Source organism: Azohydromonas lata NBRC 102462 (assembly GCF_001571085.1).
GTDB lineage: Bacteria > Pseudomonadota > Gammaproteobacteria > Burkholderiales > Burkholderiaceae_C > Azohydromonas > Azohydromonas lata.
Map to the genome: position 1 here is coordinate 75198 of NZ_BCTC01000002.1, position 21190 is coordinate 96387.

Below are 21190 nucleotides of genomic sequence, written 5' to 3' on the forward strand. Positions count from 1 at the left end.
TCGCGGGAATGACGGCTTGGGGGGCGCTGCGGATCTGTCTCCGGCTGGCCCCGATCAATTCCCTCCGTACAGCACAACGCCTTCGCGCACATGACGGCACCGTGCTCCGCTGCCCGTCAACCTCCGCCGCACGTTCGCGAACCGCGTGCGCGCAGCCGCAGGCGTTAGACGGTCTAACACCGTGTTCAAGGGGCCCGTCGCCCAGACTGACGCGCCGCCCACAATCGGCGGCATGAGCCGTCCTCCGCCGCCGCCCCGCGCCACCCCGTCCGCCGCCACCCCGCCCGGCGCCGCGCCCGCCAACCCGCCCACCGCGACCGCGCCCACCGGCATCCCCGCCGCCGACCCCAGCGCCATCCCGCTCGCCGCCTCTCTCGTCCCCGCCTTCGGCCTGGCCCTGGCCGCCGCCGTGTCGCTGGGCCTGGCGCGCTTTTCCTATGCGCTGCTGCTGCCGCCCATGGCGGCCGACCTGGGCTGGAACTGGTTCACCGGCGGCGCCATGAACACCGCCAACGCCGCCGGCTACCTCCTGGGCGCGCTGCTCGCCCCGCGGGCGCTGGCCCGCTTCGACGCCCGCGCGCTGCTGCTGGGCGGCGGCCTGGCGGCGGCCCTGCTGCTGGCGCTGCACGGCGCCGTGCGCCACGACACCGCCATCGCCGCGCTGCGCCTGCTCACCGGCATGGGCAGCGCGGCCAGCTTCGTCAGCGGCGGGCTGCTCGCGGCGCGGCTGGCGGCGCAATCCGGCCACGCGGGGCTGCTGCTGGGCCTGTACTACGGCGGCACGGGTTTAGGGGTCGTCGCCTCCGCCCTGCTGGTGCCGCTGGCCGTGGACGCGCCCGCGCACTGGCCGGCGGCCTGGGTCGCCCTGGGCGCCGCGGCGCTGGCCGCCACGCTGGCGACCGCCTTGACCACCCGGCGCCTGGCCGGCGCTCCCGGCGCGGCCGGCACCGGCGCGCGCCGCGAGCGGCTGCGCTGGGCGCCCTTGGGCTTTGCGCTGGCCGCCTACCTGCTCTTCGGCCTGGGCTACATCGGCTACATGAGTTTCGTGATTGCGCTGCTGCGCGGGCAGGGCCTGTCGGAAGGGCTGCGCACCGCCTTTTACGTGTTGCTGGGCGCGGGCGTCGTCGCCTCGTCCTGGCTGTGGGCCGGGCTGCTGCAGCGGGCCAGGGCCGGCGGGGCGATGGCGCTGCTCAACGGGCTGCTGGCGCTGGCCACGCTGCTGCCGGTGCTCAGTGCCCACCCGCTGGCCGTGTTCGCCTCCGGCGCGCTGTTCGGCGCGGTGTTCCTCTCGGTGGTCGCCTCCACCACGGCGCTGGTGCGGCGCAACCTGCCGACGTCCTTGTGGCCCGCGGGCATCGCCGCGTTCACCGTGGTGTTCGCCGCCGGGCAGATCGCCGGCCCGACGCTGGTGGGCTGGCTGGCCGACGGCCCCGGCGGCCTGCCCCTGGGTTTTATTTGCTCCGCCGCCGCGCTGGCGCTGGGGTCGCTGCTGGCGCTGCGGCAAAAGCCGCTTCAGCAGCCTTGAGCGCTCACTCTCCAAGCCGCTCGCGCGCCTCCTGCGCCGTGGCGTAGACCTGCGGGTCCACCCCGCGCGCGGCCAGCGCCTGCGCCAGCCGCGCCCGCGCGAAGCCCGCGCTGCCGTAGCGCGTCACGCGCGAGTAGAAGCGCCCGGCGGTGCGCGCCACCATGGCGGCCCAATCGTCCTCCAGCGCGGCGTCGATCTGGAAATGGTCGTAGTTCACCACCGCGCGCACCTGGCGGCCCAGCGGCTCCAGCCGCTGCGTCAGCGCCCGCTCCACGGCGGCGATGTCCTCGCTGCTGTGCACCGTCAGCCGCTCGAAGTTGACGAAGAAAGTCTCGCCGGTCTCGTCCAGCTGCAGCCGCTGCGCCAGCGGGCGCTCCAGCAGCCGCTCGCGCAGCTTCATGGGGGCCGGGGAGAAGATGCAGGCCTCCATCAGCCGCGGCGCGCCGTCGATGACGGGCGTGAACTCCATGCGCGCCAGGATGTCGCGCTCCAGGTCCACGCCCGGCGCGATCTCCACGAGCTGCAGCCCCTGCTCGTGCAGCCGGAACACGCAGCGCTCGGTCACGTACAGCGCTTCCTGGCCGCGCTTGAGGGCTTCCCGGCCCGCGTAGGTGCGCTGCTCCACTTCTTTGACGAACTTCGCCACGCTGCCATCGCCGGCGCAGAAGCTGCCCACGAACACCACCTTGCGCGCGTTCTGGCTGATGTTGATGAAGCCGCCCGCGCCCGCGAGCCGCTTGCCGAAGCGGCTGACGTTGAGGTTGCCCTGCGCGTCGGCCTGCGCCAGGCCCAGGAAGGCGATGTCCAGCCCGCCGCCGTCGTAGAAGTCGAACTGGTAGGGCTGGTCGATGACCGCATGCGCGTTCACCGCCGCGCCAAAGCTCAGCCCCGCGGCCGGGATGCCGCCCACCACGCCGGGCTCGGCGGTGAGCGTGATCAGGTCGATCACCCGCTCCTGCGCCGCCACCGCCGCCACGCCCTCGGGCATGCCTATCCCCAGGTTCACCACCGCGCCCGGGCGCAGCTCCAGCGCGGCGCGGCGGGCGATGATGCGCCGCGCATCCAGCGTCGCGCTGCCGGTGTCTGCATGCGGTGCCACGCGCGTGGCCGGCAGCCGCACCTCGCCCGCGTAGGCCGGGTTGTAGGGCTCGGCAAAGGTCTGCATGTGCAGCTCCGGCTGCTCGGCCACCACCACGCAGTCCACCAGCACGCCCGGAATCTTCACTTGCCGCGGATGCAGCGAGCCGCGCTCGGCCAGCCGCTCCACCTGCACGATGACCAGCCCGCCGCTGTTGCGCGCGGCCATGGCGATGGACAGCACCTCCAGCGTCAGCGCCTCGCGCTCCATGGTGATGTTGCCGTCCAGGTCGGCCGTGGTGCCGCGCAGCAGCGCCACGTCCACGGGGAAGGCCTTGTAGAAGAGGCACTCCTGGCCGTCGATGTCCATCAGCCGCACCAGCTCCTCGGTGCTGCGGCTGTTGACGCGCCCGCCGCCGTGGCGCGGGTCCACGAAGGTGCCCAGGCCCACGCGCGAGAGCTGCCCCGGCTTGCCCGCGGCGATGTCGCGAAAGAGCTGCGAGATCACGCCCTGCGGCAGGTTCCAGGCCTCTATGCGGTTGTCCACCGCCAGCCGCTGCAGCCCGGGCACCAGGCCCCAGTGGCCGCCGATGACGCGCTTCAACAAACCTTCATGGGCCAGGTGGTTCAATCCGCGCTTGGCGCCGTCGCCCTGTCCGGCCGCGTAGACCAGCGTCAGGCCGCGCGGCGTGCCGGTGCTGGTGAAGCGCTGCTCCAGCGCCACGGCCAGGTTCTCGGCGAAGCCGATGCCCACGAAACCGCCGGTGGCCACCGTGGCGCCGTCGGGGATGAGCTGGACCGCCTCCTCGGCGCTGACCACTTTGTCGGCGGTACGGAAACTTGTTTCCCTGTGTCGCATCACTTCTCCCGGGACGACGGCCGGCCTTGGCCGCTGGCAGCATACGCGGCCCTCTCTCGGGCTTCTCAGGCTTCTCAGGAATTACCGAATGCGCTTTTCCCACGCCCGCTATCGCAACCCTGCCCACGACGACCGCGAAGGCCCGCAGGGCAAGCCCAGTGCCCGTGCGCTGCGCCCGCTTCGGCGCCTGGGCGGGCTGCTGCTGGCGCTGGGCGTGCTGGCCGGCTGCGCGCAACCCGGCGCCGCGCCGCTGCGCCACGCGGCGCCGCAGCCCGGCGGCTTCAGCTTCGCGCTCATGGGCGACATGCCCTACAGCCCGCGCGAGCTGCCGGCGGTGGACCGGCTCGTCGCCGCCGTCAGCGCGGATGCCGAGGTCGGCCTGGTGCTGCACGTGGGCGACATCAAGGGCGGCGCCGAGCGCTGCGACGAGGCCGTCTACCGCCAGCGCCTGCAGCAGTTGCAGCGCGTGGCGCAGCCGCTGGTCTACACGCCCGGCGACAACGAGTGGACCGACTGCCACCGCCCCGCGGCCGGCAGCTACGTGCCCACCGAGCGGCTGGCGCTGGTGCGGCGGCTGTTCTTCCCCGAGCCCGGGCGCACGTTGGGCGCAAAGCCCATGGCCGTCGTCTCGCAGGCGCGCGTGGACGCCGCGCATGCCGCCTTCGTGGAGAACGTGATGTTCGAGCGCGGCGGCGTGGTCTTCGCCACGCTGCACGTGGTGGGCAGCCGCAACGACCAGGTGTCGTGGATGGGCGTGGACCCCAAGGACGGCGTGAGCGGCACCAACGCCGAGCGCGGCGCCGAGTTCGAGGCGCGCCAGGCCGCCAACGTGGCCTGGCTGGACCGCCTCTTCGACGAGGCCCGCCGCCGCGGCGCCGCCGGCGTGGTGGTGGCCATGCAGGCCAACCCGCGCATCGAGCAGTTGCCCGGCAGCCTGGAGCGCAGCGGCTTCGACGCGGTGCTGGCCAAGCTGCGCGAGCGCGCTGCAACGTTCCAGCGCCCCGTGCTGCTGCTGCACGGCGACGACCACGAGTTCTTCATCGACCAGCCCTGGTACCGCGACAGCGCCCCCGAGCCGCGCCTGGGCAACGTGACGCGCGTGCAGGGCTACGGCAGCCCGCGCATCCACTGGGTCAAGGTGCGCGTGCTGCCGGGCACGCCGGAGGTCTTCCACATCGAGCCGCAGCGGGTGGAGGGCAACCCCTGATCAACCTGAGAGGGTGATCGGGGCTGTGACCCTGCAATGTCCTCATCGCGACCAAGCGGCCGTCGTGCATGACATCCACGATCTGTCCTGTGCCTGCAAGGGCGGGTCGATGCTGGACGCGGCCGAATCGCGGCGCACCATGGGGCCTCACGCTGGCTTTCAACAGGCAGCTCAACGCGGCCAGTGTCTGTCCAGAGTTCATCAGTTCTGTACTGAAATTCTTTCCATGTTGTAGGCATCGTGAAAATTGAGGTGCAATGACATGGGTGTGTTGTGTGCTGTTTTTTTGGCTAATAGGCGATAGATTTCTGATTATTTCGGTTTTTTTTGGGATTGCCTTTGGGAACTCTTTTTGGTCTCAATTGATTTCCGGGTTTTTGAATAAGATCTGCTCGGTGACCGGCTATTGGGTTACTTACTTCTTTTTGACTAATTCAAGAACTTCAGGGGGATATGTGAGAGATATTTTTTGTGCTTTGTTCTTATGTGCTGCAGGTACTGTTCATGCCTCTCCTGCTTATACGAATGAATGGACTGGTCTGACCAGATCAATGGTCACAGGCGTCATTGCAACTTCTGAAGGGAACGTCGATGTGACTCTTTCCTTGACCAACTACAACGATACGCGCTCCAAGGCAGCGGTCATTCAAAACAGCTCGTTGTTTTCAACGTTCTATGGCGGTGCAACCGCTGCCGATGTGTATGCGGCTGCCTTGCCTGGAAAAAATGATTTTGTCCGGGTGGAGTCATGGAGCGAGCAGGCAGTGTATACACTTTCGTTCTCAAGGGAAGTCGAGAATCCAATTTTTCATGTATATAACCTGGATTACAGGTACTACAATTTTCTTGGTGACGTTTCCGCAACCGTGTTGTCCGGGTTTAATATGGTGGCTTACGATAATGTGGTCAGCGACAATGACATGAAAAACCATGATGAAGGATATTTCACTGACAAAAGTCGCGGTTCGCCAACTTCCTCAGCTTATGGAAGTTTTCAATTGAATGGCACTTTTACGACCATACAGTGGACACGGCCTGGAAGCGGAGCGGATGGAAACTCTTTGGGACTTTCTGTTGGCATTCCATCAAGCTCTCCACCTGTAACGCCGGTGCCGGAGCCAAATGGTCTGGCACTGGTCGGTCTTGCTTTGGGCTTGATGGGTGCCGTGTATCAGCGTCGGTCAACTCGCAATGCCATGGCCTGATAGGCGGAACGTTACCGTCCCCGCCTCAACCCCACCGCCTCCACCCGCGGCTTGCGGATGAGCTCCAGCCGCGGCGAGGGCCGGGTGATCTTGGCGTCGTAGGGGTGGTTGGTCAGGCCCGCGGACTCCAGCACCTTGCTGACGTAGTTGCGCGTCTCTTCGTAAGGGGGCACGCCCAGGTAGCGGTCCACCGTGCCTTCGCCCGCGTTGTAGGCGGCGGCCACGAGCTTCAGGTCGCCTTCGAAGTAGGCCAGCAGCCAGCGCAGGTAGGCCAGGCCGCCGCGCACGTTCTGCTCCTCGTTGAAGGGGTCGCGCACGTTGAAGCGCTCGGCCGTGGCGGGGATGAGCTGCATCAGGCCCTGCGCGTTCCTGGGCGACACCGCCGCCGGGTCGTAGTTGGATTCGGCCCGCATGATGGCCAGCGCCAGCTCCGGCTGCACCGAGTACTTGGGCGCGAGCTTCTTCACCAGGTCCACCACTTTCTTGGGCGCGGTGTTGAAGAGCCGCGCGCGCTGCGCCGGGTCGGCCACCAGGCCCTGCGCGCTCGCCGCGCCGTTGACCATGGTGATCACGGCCGGCGGCGGCGCGGGCGGGATCATGCAGTCCGGCATCTCCGGCGCCGAGCCACCCACCATCTTCAGCATCTCCACGCCCTGCGGAATGCCCTTGTCCGCCGCCAGCTTGAACATGTAGGCCGCCCAAGCGTCGTTGCGCGGCACGCCGCGCGCGTAGGCGTAGATCCAGCCCAGGCGGAACTGCGACTCCGCATCCCCCCCGCGCGCGGCGCGGCAGTACATGGCGGCGGCGAAGGCCGGGTCGCGCGGCACGCCGTCGCCCTTCTCGTAGCGCTCGGCGTCGGCGCGCAGCAGCAGCGCCATCTGCAGCCGCGCTTCCGGGTCTTCCGCGGGGGAGGCCGCCTGCGCCGCGACGGCACTGCAGAGCGACAGCACGGCAGCGGCGCAACGCTTGAGCAAGGCGTGAGTCATGGTCGGACGGCTCCTTGGGTATGGAAACTCAGCAGCGGCGGGAGGAACTGCGGCGGGAGGTCGGCGGGGAACTGCAGGTGAAACCAATCCAACTTCAGGGTGATTGACGGACCGCATCGTGCGATGGCGCGGCCGAGGGCAGAGGTCGGCAGGTTCCCCATCCCCGCCGCCGCGGACAACCCCCGAAGCGAACGGTTGCCGCGCCCGCGCGGCTTGTAGGAGTGCGCAAGGGTCTATGGGCAGGACAGGGCTGCGCCCAACCCCAAGCGCCGGCCGCCCAGGCTCAAGCCTGCGCCTTGAACTCCGCCGCCGAGACGTTGAGCCGCTTGAGCTTGTCGTGCAGCGTCTGCTTGGGGATGCCCAGCGCGCGCGCCGCGGCCGCCACCTCGCCGCCGTGCTGGCGCAGCGCCTGGGTGATGACGGCGCGCTCGAAGTCTTCGAGCTGCTGCGGCAGCGGGCGCATGGGCGCGCCGGCGTCGCCTGCCGGCTCGGCGGCCACGCCCGGCGGCGGCGCCAGGCCCGTGGCCGACGGGGCGATGCCCGCGCCGCTGCCCGGCAGCAGGCTGTCGTCCAGCAGGCCCAGCACGAAACGGTCGGCCACGTTGCGCAGCTCGCGCACGTTGCCGGGCCAGGGGTGCGCCATCAGCGCCGCCAGTTGCGCCGGCGTCACCAGCGGCGCCGCGCGCTGGTAGCGGCTGGCCGCCTGCAGCGTGAACTGCTCGAACAGCAGCGGGATGTCCTCGCGCCGCGCGCGCAGCGGCGGCAGCTCCACGAAGGCCACGCCGATGCGGTAGTACAGGTCGGCGCGAAAGCGCCCCTGTTCGCTGGCGCGCTGCAAATCCTCCTTGGCGGCGGCCACCACGCGGCAGTCGATGGGGCGCGCCACGTTGGAGCCCAGCCGCTCGATGCTGCGCTCCTGCAGCGCCCGCAGCAGCTTCACCTGCAGCCCCATGGGCATGCTCTCGATCTCGTCCAGGAACAGCGTGCCGCCCTTGGCGTGCTCCAGCTTCCCGATGCGCACCTTGCTGGCGCCGGTGAAGGCGCCGGCCTCGTGGCCGAACAGCTCGGTCTCGGCCAGGTTCTCCGGCAGACCGCCGCAGTTCAGGGCCACGAAGTTGGCGCCGCGGCGGGGGCCCTGCTCGTGCAGGCAGCGGGCGACGAGCTCCTTGCCGGTGCCGGTCTCGCCATAGATCACCACGTCGGCCGAGGTGGCCGCCAGCGCCGCGACCTTGGCGCGCACGCGCTCCATCAGCACCGAGCCGCCCAGCAGCGTGGACTCCACGCCGCGGCGGCCTTCGAGCTGGGCGCGCAACTGCTCCACCTGCAGCGTGAGCCGGCGCTTGTCGGCCGCGCGCCGCACGGCCGACACCAGGGTGTCGGCGCTGCAGGGCTTGGCAATGAAATCCCAGGCGCCCTGGCGCATGGCGCCCACCGCCATGGCGATGTCGCCGTGGCCGGTGACCAGGATCATGGGCAGTTGCGCGTCCACGGCCTGCACCTCGGCCAGCCACTGCAGGCCGCTCAGGCCCGGCAGCCGCACGTCGCTGAGCACTACCAGCGGCGCGCCGGCCTGCACGTGCGCCCGCGCCTCCTCCACGCTGCCGCACTCGATGACGCCGAAGCCCGCCAGCATCAGCGCCTGCGCGCTGCCCAGGCGCACGTCCTCGTCGTCCTCCACCAGCAGGACGCGTATGGGGGTGTCGGCGGCGGGCAGGGGAGCGGTCATGAAATCGGGTGCTGATGGGGGTCGGCGGCGGCGGGGGCCGCCGTAGGGGCGGACGCGCCGGTTGCAGGCGGCGCCAGCGGCAGCATGAACACGAAGCGCGCCCCGCCTTCGGCGCGATTCTCCGCGGCCAGCGTGCCGCCGGACTCGCGGGCGATGTGGGCGGAGATCATCAAGCCCAAGCCCAGACCCTGGCCGGCGGGCTTGCTGGTGACGAAGGGCTCGAACAGGCGCGGCAGGATGTCCTCGCGGATGCCGGGGCCGCTGTCCTCCACCTCCAGCCGCGCGTGGTCCCCGTGCGGCCGCGCGCGCACGCAAAGCCGCCGCGCCGGGGCGGGCTCGCCCGGCGCGCCCGCGTGCGCGGCCATGGCGTCCACGGCGTTGGCCATCAGGTTCACCAGCACCTGCTCCAGCCGCGCCTCGTCGGCCAGCACCTGCAGCTTCACGGGCGCGATGTCCACTTCGAACTCCACGCCCGCCTCGCGCAGCCGGCGCGACAGCAGGAACTGCGCATTGGCCACCACCGGCTGCAGCGCCACCGGTGCCGGCGGCTGCTGCGACTTGTGGGCAAAGCTTTTCAGGCGATGGGTGAGCGCGCCCAAGCGGTCCACGAGCTTGGCGATGCGCTGCAGGTTGCCTTCCACGTCCGCGGTGCGGCCGTGCTGCAGCAGCACGCAGGCGTTGTCGGCGAGCGTCCGCATGGCCGCCAGCGGCTGGTTGAGCTCGTGCACCATGCCGGCCGACATGCGCCCAAGCAGGGCCATCTTGCCGGCGTGGACCAGCTCGTTCTGCGCCGCGCGCAGCTCGGCGGTGCGCTCCACGACGCGGGCTTCCAGGCTGTCGTAGGCCATTTGCAGCGCGGCGCGGCTGGCGCGCTGCTGCTGCAGGGCGCGGCGGCGCTGCAGCCAGGCAAAGGCCAGCAGCGGCAGCAGCAGCCCGGCCAGCGCGCCGGTGAGGGCCATGCGCCGCGCGTCGGCCTGCAGCGGGGCCAGCTCGTCCAGCACCACCAGGCGCCAGGGCGCGCGCTGCAGCGTGCGCTCGGAGGCCAGGTAGCGCCCGCCCTCCAGCGCCAGCAGCCGGCTGCCGTCGGCCAGGGTTTCACGCTCCTGCCAGCTCAGCGGTTTCAAGGGCGCGCCGCCGTAGGGGCGGGCGACGGTGGTTTCCTTCAGCGCCGCGGCGGCCAGCGGGCGCAGCGGGCGGTATTTCCAGTCCTCGCGCGTGCCCAGGATCACCACGCCGCGCTCGTCCAGCGCCAGCACCTGGCCCGGCAGCTTGCGCCAGGCCTGCTCGGTGGCCTCCAGGCTGACCTTGACCGTGGCCACGCCCAGCGGGGCCGGCGGCGGGGCCTCGAAGGCCGGCGGCGGCGCCAGCGCGAAGGAGAGGTAGTAGCCGGGCCGCCCGCTGGAGATGCCCACGCCGAAGAAGCGCCCGCGCTGCTGCGCCAGCGCGTCGCGCACGTAGGGGCGGAAGGAGAGGTCCAGGCCCAGCGGCGAGCCCGGCTGCCCGGCGTCGCCCGCGGCCAGCACCATGCCGTCGCGGCCGATGACGTAGAGCATGTCGGCGCCGGCCGTGGCGTTGATGCCGCGCAGCGTGGCGTTGACGTCGTGGCGCAGCGCCTCGTTGCGCGGCGCGCGCAGCAGTTGCAGCACCTGCGGCGTGGTCTCCAGCAGCGAGGGCAGGTAGTCGAAGCGCGCGAGCTGCGCGTCCAGCCCGGTGGCGACGAGGTCCAGCCGGTGCTGCGCCTGCTCCTGCAGCGAGGCCAGCCCGCTGCGCCAGGCCAGGCGGTGGCCGGTGAAGGCGCAGGCCGCCACCAGCGCCACGCAGGCGCCGCTCCAGGCCAGCAGGGCGCGGGGTTTCAAGGGAGAAAAGTAGGCTGCGAAAAGCATTGCGCGCCGCGGCGACCGACAGCAAGGTCGGCCACGGCGGCGCGCAGCATACGCGCTGGCTCGCGCTTAGCGGGCGGTCGCGGGCATGTGGGCCTCGCTGGCGTCCAGCACGGCCTCGGGCTCCTGGGCCTCGGCCACGGTCTCGCCGTTGAGCGTGCGGCGCAGGCGGTCGCTGTCCAGGTCGCCCGTCAGCTTGGCCACGACCACGGTGGCCACGCCGTTGCCGATGAGGTTGGTGAGCGCGCGCGCTTCGGACATGAAGCGGTCAATGCCCAGGATCAGCGCCAGGCCCGCCACCGGCACGTGGCCCACGGCGGACAGCGTGGCGGCTAGGACGATGAAGCCGCTGCCCGTGACGCCGGCGGCGCCCTTGGAGGTCAGCAGCAGCACCGCCAGCAGCGTGATCTGCTGCGAGATCGTCATGTCGGTGTTGGTGGCCTGGGCGATGAACACGGCCGCCATCGTCAGGTAGATGGAGGTGCCGTCCAGGTTGAAGGAGTAGCCGGTCGGGATGACCAGGCCCACCACGCTCTTGCGCGCGCCCAGGTTCTCCATCTTGGCCATCATGCGCGGCAGCACGGATTCGCTGGACGAGGTGCCCAGCACGATCAGCAGCTCTTCCTTGATGTACTTGATGAACTTCAGGATGGAGAAGCCGCTGGCGCGCGCGATGGCGCCCAGCACCACGAAGATGAACAGCAGGCAGGTGGCGTAGAACGTGGCCATGAGCTGGCCCAGTTGCACCAGCGAGCCCACGCCGTACTTGCCGATGGTGAAGGCCATGGCGCCGAAGGCGCCGATGGGGGCGACCTTCATGATGTAGCCCACGATGCTGAACAGCACGTGCGAGAACTTCTCGATGAAGTCGAACACCAGCGTGCCGCGGCCGCCGAACTTGTGCAGCGCGAAGCCGAACATCACGGCGAACAGCAGCACCTGCAGGATCTCGCCCTTGGCGAAGGCATCGACCACCGTGCTCGGGATGACGTTGAGCAGGAAGTCGGTGGTGCTCTGCATGGCGCCGGGCTTGGTGTAGGCGGCCAGGCTCTTGGTGTCGAGCTGGCTCACGTCCACGTTCATGCCCGCGCCGGGCTTGACGAGGTTGATGATCACCAGGCCCACCAGCAGCGCGATGGTGGAGACGATCTCGAAGTACAGCAGCGCCAGGCCGCCGGTCTTGCCGACCTTCTTCATGTCTTCCATGCCGGCGATGCCCACCACCACGGTGCAGAAGATGATGGGGGCGATGATCATCTTGATGAGCTTGATGAAGCCATCACCCAGCGGTTTCATGGCCGCGCCGGTCTCCGGGTAGAAGTGGCCCAGCAGCACACCGATGGCAATGGCCACCAGCACCTGCACGTACAGCGACTTGTAGATGGGTTTTTTCTGGACAACGTCCATGAATGTCTCCTCGGACGGCCGTTGGTGGAGGAACAGGGGTGGCCGAGCAAGGAGTGCTTGTGCAAGCGCGGTGCCAGGACGGCGGCTTGCCTTAAGTCCTTGATTTACAAGGAACGGCGCTTGCCGCGACGCGGTGCGCGGGCCGGTGGACCGGACGGGCGGACGCAGGGGCGTCCGGGATTCCGGACGGGGTAAGGCCGGCAGCGGGGTACTGCCGATATTCGTCAGCCCTTTGGCACAGGCGCCACGTTCCCTGATCCGTCATGCCCGCGAAAGCGGGCATCCACCTCTACCAATGCGCTGGCGCGCAAACGTTGGCTTGCCGTGCTGCGGGTTCGAGGGCGCACCTCGGCGTTCGTGGATGCCCGCTTTCGCGGGCATGACGGAATAGAGGGTGAAGCGCCCTGGCTCACGGGAGGCGACTACCGGACAGGCCTCCCGGAAAGCGCCACGCTTTCGCGGCACAGCGAAGTAAAGAGCAGAGCGAAGAAATCGGTCCTCGCCCAGCCAGACGCCCTAGGCCAGCAACCTCAACCCCGGCGGCAGCGCCTCGCCAAAGGCCTGCTGCTCCGCCGCCTCGTCCAGCGCGCGCACTTCGCTGACCAGCTCCAGCCCGTGCCCGGCCACGCCGGCTTCGCGCAGCCGCGCCAGCAGCCGCTCGCGCAAGGCTTCATCCACGTCGCGCGAGCGGTCGCCCGTGCGCCGCGCCAAGTGCACGCAGGCCAGCGGCGCCGCGGTGGACACGCGCCAGTCCAGCGCCAGCAGCGCTTCTATCCACCGCTGCGCCGCCGCCACCGCCACCACGGTGTGCGCGCTGCCGTACAGCGGCACGCGCGCGCCCAGGCGCCCAAGCGTCCACAGCTCCAGCGCTGCCGGTGACGCGCTCTTGGCCGCGCCCGTTTTCGCCTTGTTCGCCTTGGAAGCCGGTTTTCCGGACGCGGCGTTCCCAGCCTGCGGCAACTGCCCAAGCAGCCAGTCGCCGATCTCGGCCTTGTACTCGGCCGGGATGCGCTCCAGCGCCGCGCCCAGGCGCAGCATGTCGTCCCGGCCGGCAGGCACCAGGCCGGGCGGACGCTCGCCTTCGCCCTGCAGGTTGAACGCGAAATCCTGCAGCAGCCGGCCTTGCGCGGCCTCGTCCAGCCCGCCGGCCACGCGGCGCCACAGCGTCCACCACTCGGCGGCGAGCTGCGCGTCGCCGCGGTGCTGCACGCCGGCGTCGTACTGCATGAAGAGCTGCTGCACGCGCCAGTCGTCGGCGGCGAAGCCGAAGCCCGGGCGCAGGCACCAGCCCGCCAGGTTGAGCCACAGCCGCTCGTGGTCCGCGCTGCGGCGGCGCCCGCGCGCGTGCTGCAGCAGCGCGTCGAACAGCCGGCGCAGCAGCGGCAGGCTCCAGCGCTCGCGGGCGCCCAAAAGCTGCTCCAGCGCCGTGCGCAACTGCCGCACTTCCTTGGGCGTCACGTCCTTGGCGCGCGGGCCGAAGACGCGCGCCAGGCGCTCCAGCGCCTCGTCCAGCCGGGGGTGAAGGGCGGCGTCCGGGTTTCCGGACGCGAGGCTTGAAGGCTTCAAGCCTCGCAGGCGGAATTCCAGCGCGTGCTGCTGTCCGCCCTCGTCCGCCGCCTGCAGCGCCAGGGTGCCGACTTCCGTCAGCGAGGCCGAGAGCAGCACCGGCAGCTCGCGCCGCTGGTCTGACGCCTGGACGACGGTGGAAACGGGCGGCAGCGGCGTGAGCTCGCCGTCGGACGGATCCCGCAAATCGCCCGCCCGCGCCGGCGCGCCGCCCACGCTGGACAGCAAGGTGAAATTCACCGGCTGGCCCACGCGCAGCGCGAAGCGGCGCCCGCGCAGCGGCACGTCCACGCCCGGCTCGGTGCCGCGCGGCAGCACGCACACGGCCTGGTGCTCGTCCAGCCGCAGCCAGTAGTCGCGGGCCGAGCCGCCGCCCAGCTTGGGCGCCGCGCCGCGCCGCGCCAGGCCGTGCGCGACGGCGCCGCGCGCCACGGCCAGGTCGGGGTCGGCATTGGCCAGCAGCTTCACCGGTTCACCGCGCCAAGCGGACAGCACGTCCAGCAGCCGCTGCGCGATGGCGTGCGCCTTGAACACGCCGCCGTTGAGCAGCAGCGCGTCCGGCACGGGGAAGGGGTCGGCCGTGCCCAGCGCCTGCCGCGCCGCGTCGGCGTGCTGGCGCAGGAAGGCGGCGACGTGGCGCGTGACGGCGCTGTCGGCCGCGTAGGGCAGGCCGAAGGCGACCAGCCCGCCGCGGCTGCGCTTCACGGGCTCGTCCGGCGCGACATGGGGGAAGAAGCCGTCCAGCGCCAGCGCCTGCACTTCCTCCCGGGTGAACGTGACGGTCCTGGCCCCGCCGATGAGCCGGCTGCCGCCGCCCAGCAGCGTGACGTTGGCGCTGGCCGGCGCGTCGGCCGCCAGCAAGGTTTCCTTGGCGACGCGGCAGCGCTCCACGAGCTGCGTCAGGCGGCCCGCGGAAAGGCGCTCGCCGCCCAGGCGCTGCTCGGCCAGGTGGGCCAGCGCCAGGTCCACGTTGTCGCCGCCCAGCATGAGGTGCTGGCCCACGGCGATGCGGTCCAGCTTCTTGCCGCCCTCGGCCACGCGGATGAGGCTCAGGTCCGTGGTGCCGCCGCCCACGTCGCACACCAGCACCAGGCGCGCGCCGCCCAAGGCGGCGGCCAGGTCGTCGCGGTGCTTGAAGGCCCAGTCCTGGAAGGCGGCTTGCGGTTCCTCCAGCAGCCGCAGTTGCGGCAGGCCGGCCTCGCGCGCGGCCTCCACGGTGAGCTGGCGCGCGCTGTCGTCGAAGCTGGCGGGCACCGTGAGCACGATGTCCTGCCACTCCAGCGGCCGGTCGGGAAAGCGCGTGTTCCACGACGCGCGCACGTGCGCCAGGTAGCTGGCGCTGGCGGCCAGCGGGGACACCTTGGGCACGTCGGCCTCGGCGCCCCACGGGAGGATGGGGGCGACCCGGTCCACCGCCGCGTGCGACAGCCAGCTCTTGGCGCTGGCGACCAGCCGGCCCGGCACCTGCGCGCCCAGGCGGCGCGCCAGCTCGCCGATGACGGCGGGCTCCTCCGACGGCCAGGGCCGTTGCAGCGCCTGCGGCGGCAGCTCGCCGGGCGCGGGGTGGTAGCGCAGCGAGGGCAGCAGCGCGGGGCGGCCGATCTCGCCCGGCGCGATGAGCTGGTCGACCTCGAAGAGGTGGATGTCGCCGGCGCCGGCCTCGGCCCAAGCCACGACGGTGTGCGTGGTGCCCAGGTCTATGCCGACCAGGGCCGGGGCGTTGGGGGCGGCGCCGGGCTTGTTCATGCCTGTGCGGCGGCTCCTTCGCTGCCGCGCACGTCGAACTCCACCTTCCACAGCGCGCTGCCGTCGCGCGGCAGGGCGTACAGCTCCAGCGTGCCGGTCTCGGTCACGCGGGCCTGCAGGCTCACGGGCACGACCTCGCCCGGGGTGCGGCCTTCGGCGGGCAGCGTGGCCTGGATCTCCTCCAGCTCATGGATCTCGTCCGGCGCCCAGAAGTCCAGCAGCGTGCCGACCTGGTCCTGCCGGCGCACGCTGGAGCCGAAGAAGCGGAAGTGCACGGGCTCGCCCACCACCAGGCCGAACTCCATCTCCGGCACGTCGGCCTCGGTGCCTTCCTCCATGCCGAAGGGCGCCAGGCACAGCGCGGAGATGGGCGGCTCCATGCCCGGCACGGCCGGCATGGCGGACTCCACCGCCACGTAGTAGGCCTGCGCCGTGCCGCCGCGGATGCGCACGCCGCGGCCGCGGCGCACGTAGCCGTAGTAGGCCGCGCCCTGGGCCACGGCGCGGTCCAGGTCGGCGCCTTCGAGCAGCCGGGCCGCGGGGGCGCCTTCGCCCTCCAGCCAGCCGTTGAGCACCTGGAGCACGCGCTCGGCCAGCAGGTCCGACTTGAACACGCCGCCGTTGAACAGCAGCGCCGTCGGGTGCAGGAAGGTCGCGTCTTCCGGGGCGGCGTGGTTGAAGCCTTCCAGGTCGGCCGTGGCGCCGGCCTGGCGGGCCAGGAAGGCGGCCAGGTGCCGGGTGACGGCCGCGTCCTGCGCGTAGGGCAGGCCCACCTGCGTGAGGCCGGCGCGGGTGCGGGTGATGGGCCGCGCGTCCGCGCCCACCTGCGGGAAGAAGCCTTCCACCAGCGTGGCGCTGACTTCCTCGCGCGTGAGCTCGGTGCGTATCGTCCCGCCGATCAGGCGCGAGCCGCGGCTGGGAACGACGATGGGCTGTGCCGGCGCCTCGGGGTCGGCCAGCAGCACCTCCTTGGCGACGCGGCAGCCCTGGGTGAGCGAGCGCATCTGCCACGGGTCCAGCGTGGTGCCGGCGGCGGCCAGCTTCCTGGCCACGACGTGGGCCAGCGCCAGGTCCATGTTGTCGCCGCCCAGCAGGATGTGGTCGCCCACGGCGACGCGGTGCAGCTCCAGGTTGCCTTCGCGCTCGACCACGGCGATGAGGCTGAAGTCGCTGGTGCCGCCGCCCACGTCCACGACCAGGATCACGTCGCCGGGCTTCACCTGCTTGCGCCAGCCGCCGGCGCTGCCCTGGATCCAGCTGTAGAGCGCGGCCTGCGGCTCCTCCAGCAGCGTGAACTGGCTGCCGAAGGTGGCGGTGGCGGCCTCGGCGGTGAGCTCGCGCGCGGCGGGGTCGAAGGAGGCCGGAATCGTCACCGTGAGGCTTTGCTGCTCCAGCGGCGCCTCGGGGTGGGCCTGGTTCCAGGCGTTGCGCAGGTGTTCCAGGTAGCGGATGGAGGCCGTCACCGGCGACACCTTGCTCACTTCCGGCGGCGCACCGGCCGGGAGGATGGCCGCGCGGCGGTCCACGCCGGTGTGGCCCAGCCAGCTCTTGGCGCTGGAGACCTGGCGGATGGGCGTGGTCGCGCCGCGGCTGCGGGCGAGGTCGCCGGCGATGTAATCCTGGTCGGCGCTCCAGGGCAGTGCCATGTCGCCGGGGGCGAGCTCGTCGGCGTGGGGCAGGTAGAGGAAGGAGGGCAGCAGGGCCCGGTCTTCGACGCTGCCGGGCGCGGTGAGCTGCGGGATGTCCATGGAGCCCTGGACGGTCTTCTCGCCGTCGCTGCCTTGCACGTCCACCCAGGACAGCGCGCAGTGCGTGGTGCCCAGGTCGATGCCGATCGCGTAGCGCGGGCCGGCGCTCTGGCCCTGGTCTTGTTGGGTCTGCACGGCGTCGTCGTCGTTGAAATTCGTTTCGTCGTTCACAGCTCCACCTCCGCTTGCGCGAGCACGCGCGCGTCATGTTTCTCGGCCAGCTTGGGCAGCTTCACTTCCGCGGCGCGCCAGCCGCGGTGGCTCAGGGTGCCGGTGAAGGGGGGCTGTCCGACGACGTTGCCGGTGAGCTTGACGCTGGCGGCGTCGAAGCCGGGCTGCAGCGTGATGCGGCTGCCCTCGTTTTCGCTGCGCACGGGCTCGATGCGGAAGTGCTCCTTGAGCACCTTGCGGCAGCCCTCGTGGACAACGCGCACGGCCGCGCCGATGTCGGCGTCGGCGTAGCCCTTGATGTCGTCCTGCATGAAGTCGATGAAGCGGCCCTCGCGCTGCAGCAGCGCCAGCAGTTGCAGCGCGGCGTCGGGCGTGGCCTCGCGCAGCACCACGGGCGGCGGTGGCGGAGGAGCAGGCACGGGCGCCGGGGCGGGCGTGGGCTTGGGCGTGGCCACGGGGGCGGGCGGTGGCGGCGCCACGGGCGGTGCGGGGGGCTCGTCCAGCCGCTCGTAGCGGGCGGCCTTGTCGGCGTTGCCGAGCAGGCTGAAGAAGGCCCCGAAGGCCATGGGAATGCGGCGCAGGAACGACGGTTTGGGGTCCTGGCTGGGGGTGGGCATCAGCGGGTTCTCCGTGGTGGTCCGGCAAGAGGTTCCGGCAGGGGGTGCCGGCAAGTCGGGCAAGGGCGCGCGGGCGGCGAAGGCCGGGGCGCGGCGCCAGGGCATCCGGCCGATTCTAGGGAAGTCCTAGGGAAGTCCCGGAGCCGGGGCGCCGCGGGGCGGCCTGCAGCGGCTGTGCGGGCGGCGGCACAGGCGGTGGCACAGGCGGTAAAGCGAAACGCCCGTCCCGCGCTGCGCTTGGGCAGCCCGGGGCGGGCGTCGGGGGGGCCAAGCGGCGCCGCCGGCGGCTTCCCGAGGGGGAAGGGCCGGTGTGGCTGCCTGAATTACTTGCCGGCCAGGTCGCGCAGCACGGCGATCTTGTCGGCCTTCTCCCAGGAGAACTCCGGCTCGTCGCGGCCGAAGTGGCCGTAGGCGGCGGTCTTGCCGTAGATGGGGCGCAGCAGGTCCAGCATCTGGATGATGCCCTTGGGGCGCAGGTCGAAGACCTCGCGCACGATCTCGGCAATGCGCTCGTCGGGGAGCTTGCCCGTGCCCTCGGTGTAGACCGTGACGTTCATGGGCTCGGCCACGCCGATGGCGTAGGCGACCTGGATCTGGCACTGGCGCGCCAGGCCCGCGGCCACGATGTTCTTGGCCACGTAGCGCGCGGCGTAGGCGGCCGAGCGGTCCACCTTCGTCGGGTCCTTGCCCGAGAAGGCGCCGCCGCCGTGGGGGCAGGCCCCGCCGTAGGTGTCCACGATGATCTTGCGGCCGGTCAGGCCGCAGTCGCCCTGCGGGCCGCCGATGACGAAGCGGCCGGTCGGGTTGACCAGGTACTTCGTGTTGTGCAGCCACTCCTTGGGCAGCACGGGCTTGATGATCTCCTCGACCACGGCCTCGATGAAGGCGGGCTTCATCTTGGTGCCGTCGCTCATCTCCGGCGCGTGCTGGCTGGAGAGCACCACGGTGTCGATGCTGTGGGGCTTGCCGTCCACGTAGCGCATCGTGACCTGGCTCTTGGCGTCCGGGCGCAGGAAGGGCAGGCGGCCGTCCTTGCGCAGCTGGGCCTGGCGCTCCACGAGGCGGTGCGCGTAGTAGATGGGCGCGGGCATGAGCTCGGGCGTCTCGTCGCACGCGTAGCCGAACATCAGGCCCTGGTCGCCGGCGCCGATGTTGAGGTAGTCGTCGCTGGCGTGGTCCACGCCCTGGGCGATGTCGTTGCTCTGCTTGTCGTAGGCCACGAGCACGGCGCAGCCCTTGTAGTCGATGCCGTACTCGGTGTTGTCGTAGCCGATGCGCTTGATGGTGTCGCGCGCGACCTGGATGTAGTCCACGTGCGCGTTGGTCGTGATCTCGCCGGCCAGCACCACGAGGCCGGTGTTGCACAGCGTCTCGGCCGCCACGCGGCTGCGCGGGTCCTGCTGGAAGATCGCGTCGAGGATCGCGTCCGAGATCTGGTCCGCGACCTTGTCGGGATGGCCTTCGGAGACGGACTCCGAGGTGAACAGGTAGTCGTTCGCCACTTTTTTACACTCCTGGGTTTGCTGGCTCGCGTTGCCGGCCTTATCGGGAGTCGCGGCGAACGCTTTAGCGGCATTTGTCAGGCTTTGCAGCCCGGTGGGGTTGGCACCCACGTCGCCCCGCAAGTTGTCCTTTAAACCGGCGACGCCCTAATTCTATTCATCGATGAATGCTCTTCTGCGCTGGCTGGCTTCCTGGCCGTTGGGAAAACTGCACACCCTGGGCGCCCTTCTGGGGTGGGTGACCTACCTGCTGTCGCCCACCTACCGGCGGCGGCTGCGGGCCAATGCCGACCTGGCCGGGCTCACGCCCGCGCAGCGCCGCGCCTCGGTGGCGCAGGCCGGGTGCATGACGGCCGAGGCGCCGTGGCTGTGGCTGCGCGACGGCGAGGTGTCGCCCTACTGCCGCTGGGAAGGGGCCGAGCTCATAGAGCAGGCCTTTGCGCAGGGCAAAGGCTTGGTCATCCTCACGCCGCACCTGGGCTGCTTCGAGATCACCGCGCGCGCCTTTGCCGAGCGCTGGGGCGCGGCGCATCCGCTGACGGTGCTCTACCGCCCCTCGCGCAAGGCCGCGCTGCGCGAGCTGGAAGAAACGGCACGTGGGCGGCCCGGCATGGACACCGCGCCGGCCACGCTGGCCGGCGTGCGGCAGATGCTGCGCGCGCTCAAGCGCGGCGAAACCATTGGCCTGCTGCCGGACCAGGTGCCGCCGCAGGGCATGGGCGCGTGGGCGCCGTTCTTCGGCCGCGACGCCTACACCATGACGCTGGCGGCCAAGCTGGTGCGCCAGACCGGGGCGCAGTGGCTGCTGATGTGGGCCGAGCGGCTGCCCGGCGGCCGCGGCTTCATATTGCGCGTGAGCGCGCCGCAGCACCCCTTGCCCGGCGCGGGCGAACCCGACAGCGAGGCGCTGCAGCAGGCTTGCGCGCGCCGCATCAACGAAGAAATGGAACGACTCATCATGCTCAACCCCGCCCAGTACCTTTGGGGTTACCACCGCTACAAGGCGCCGCGCGACGCGGCGGCGCCCCCGGCCGCGGCCGGCACGCAGGGGCCGGCGCAATGAGCATGGGAGCCAAGCTGGGCATAGGCCTGTTGCGCGCGGTGTACCGGCTGCCGCTGGGCGTGCAGGCGGCCATAGGCCAGGGCGTGGGCGCGCTGATGCACGCGCTGGCCGGCAGCCGCCGCCGCATCGCGCTGCGCAACGTGGCGCTGTGCTTTCCGCACATGGACGCCGCCGAGCGCCGCCGCCTGGTGCGCGAGCACTTCGGCTGGCTGGGCCGCAGCGTGATGGAGCGGGGCCTGCTCTGGTATGCGCCGGTGGAACGGCTCAAGCGGCTCATCCACGTGGAGGGCGACGTGACGCTGGCCGAGCGCAGCCAGCGCCCGGTGATGTGGCTGGTGCCGCACTTCCTGGCGCTGGACGTGGCCGGCGTGGCCACGCAGATCTTCCAGGCGCGCAAGGTGGGCTCCATCTACCAGGCGCAGAGCAACCCGGTGTGGGATGCCGAGATCCGCAAGGGCCGGCTGCGCTTCGATCAGGGCCAGGTGTTCCCGCGCAGCGACAGCGCCTTGCCGCTGGTGCGTGCCATCCGCCGCGGCTGGGCCTTCTTCAACCTGCCGGACATGGATTTCGGCCGGCGCGAAGCGGCCTTCGTGCCCTTTTTCGGCGTGCCCGCGGCCACGCTGCTGGCGCCGTCCAAGATGGCGCGCGCGCTGGACATGGTGGTGCAGCCCGTGGTGGCCGAGATGCTGCCCGGCGGCCGCGGCTACAAGGTGAAGTTCCTGCCCGCCTGGGACGACTGGCCCACCGACAACCCCGAGGCCGACGCCGCGCGCATGAACCGCTGGATCGAGGAGCAGATACGCCACTGCCCGGCGCAGTACCTGTGGGTGCACAAGCGGTTCAAGACGCGGCCCGAAGGGGAGGCGTCGCTGTACGCCTGAGGCGGTGGGCGCCGCGGGCGCCCG

General features: G+C 71.1%; 14 protein-coding genes. 5 read left to right on the forward strand and 9 right to left on the reverse strand.

The window, feature by feature from the left end; all coding sequences use genetic code 11:
• The first annotated feature begins 232 nt into the window (after window positions 1–232).
• A complete protein-coding gene (locus ALA01S_RS01340) occupies window positions 233–1525 on the forward strand; it encodes a YbfB/YjiJ family MFS transporter (protein ID WP_084267104.1) in 1293 nt (430 codons plus the stop codon).
• Between the two features lie 4 nt (window positions 1526–1529).
• Here the strand turns inward: ALA01S_RS01340 and ALA01S_RS01345 are convergent, their stop codons facing one another.
• A complete protein-coding gene (locus ALA01S_RS01345) occupies window positions 1530–3461 on the reverse strand; it encodes an acyl CoA:acetate/3-ketoacid CoA transferase (RefSeq protein WP_066330966.1) in 1932 nt (643 codons plus the stop codon).
• Window positions 3462–3549: 88 nt separating this feature from the next.
• On the opposite strand from ALA01S_RS01345, the gene ALA01S_RS01350 reads away from it, so the two are divergent.
• Together ALA01S_RS01350 and ALA01S_RS32495 are read left to right on the forward strand one after the other, a co-directional pair.
• Window positions 3550–4668 carry a hypothetical protein gene (locus tag ALA01S_RS01350; protein WP_066330968.1) on the forward strand — a complete coding sequence of 373 codons (1119 nt, stop codon included), beginning with the start codon at window positions 3550–3552 and terminating at the stop codon, window positions 4666–4668.
• A 275-nt stretch (window positions 4669–4943) separates the two neighbouring features.
• Window positions 4944–5873 carry a hypothetical protein gene (locus ALA01S_RS32495; RefSeq protein WP_157118694.1) on the forward strand — a complete coding sequence of 310 codons (930 nt, stop codon included), beginning with the start codon at window positions 4944–4946 and terminating at the stop codon, window positions 5871–5873.
• 11 nt (window positions 5874–5884) lie between these two features.
• Here the strand turns inward: ALA01S_RS32495 and ALA01S_RS01355 are convergent, their stop codons facing one another.
• The 8 genes from ALA01S_RS01355 to metK form a co-directional block, all read right to left on the reverse strand.
• On the reverse strand, window positions 5885–6859 hold the full coding sequence (locus ALA01S_RS01355; RefSeq protein ID WP_066330970.1) for a transglycosylase SLT domain-containing protein: 975 nt from the start codon (window positions 6857–6859) through the stop codon (window positions 5885–5887).
• 283 nt (window positions 6860–7142) lie between these two features.
• Complete coding sequence (locus tag ALA01S_RS01360) at window positions 7143–8585, reverse strand: sigma-54-dependent transcriptional regulator (protein WP_066330971.1); 1443 nt, start codon at window positions 8583–8585, stop codon at window positions 7143–7145.
• Window positions 8582–10441: a sensor histidine kinase gene (locus tag ALA01S_RS01365; protein WP_238455655.1), complete on the reverse strand. Its 1860-nt coding sequence runs from the start codon at window positions 10439–10441 to the stop codon at window positions 8582–8584. Before ALA01S_RS01365 ends, ALA01S_RS01360 begins: the two co-directional genes overlap by 4 nt.
• Before the next feature lie 93 nt (window positions 10442–10534).
• Entirely contained in the window at window positions 10535–11872 is a 1338-nt protein-coding gene (locus ALA01S_RS01370; RefSeq protein ID WP_066330977.1) for a dicarboxylate/amino acid:cation symporter, read from the reverse strand.
• A 516-nt stretch (window positions 11873–12388) separates the two neighbouring features.
• Complete coding sequence (locus tag ALA01S_RS01375; RefSeq protein ID WP_066330980.1) at window positions 12389–15184, reverse strand: Hsp70 family protein; 2796 nt, start codon at window positions 15182–15184, stop codon at window positions 12389–12391.
• Window positions 15181–17067 (reverse strand): Hsp70 family protein, encoded by a 1887-nt coding sequence (locus tag ALA01S_RS01380; RefSeq protein ID WP_066331211.1) that lies wholly within the window; start codon window positions 17065–17067, stop codon window positions 15181–15183. The genes ALA01S_RS01375 and ALA01S_RS01380 overlap by 4 nt, the downstream gene beginning before the upstream one ends.
• A 32-nt stretch (window positions 17068–17099) precedes the next feature.
• Entirely contained in the window at window positions 17100–17720 is a 621-nt protein-coding gene (locus tag ALA01S_RS01385) for a DUF2760 domain-containing protein (protein WP_066330987.1), read from the reverse strand.
• 323 nt (window positions 17721–18043) lie between these two features.
• Window positions 18044–19222 carry a methionine adenosyltransferase gene (gene metK, locus ALA01S_RS01390; protein WP_066330991.1) on the reverse strand — a complete coding sequence of 393 codons (1179 nt, stop codon included), beginning with the start codon at window positions 19220–19222 and terminating at the stop codon, window positions 18044–18046.
• Window positions 19223–19385: 163 nt separating this feature from the next.
• On the opposite strand from metK, the gene ALA01S_RS01395 reads away from it, so the two are divergent.
• The gene (locus ALA01S_RS01395; RefSeq protein WP_066330992.1) at window positions 19386–20285 is read left to right on the forward strand and encodes a lysophospholipid acyltransferase family protein; all 900 of its coding nucleotides are present in this window, start codon (window positions 19386–19388) and stop codon (window positions 20283–20285) included.
• Complete coding sequence (locus tag ALA01S_RS01400; RefSeq protein ID WP_066330996.1) at window positions 20282–21166, forward strand: LpxL/LpxP family acyltransferase; 885 nt, start codon at window positions 20282–20284, stop codon at window positions 21164–21166. Before ALA01S_RS01395 ends, ALA01S_RS01400 begins: the two co-directional genes overlap by 4 nt.
• The last annotated feature ends 24 nt before the right edge of the window (window positions 21167–21190 follow it).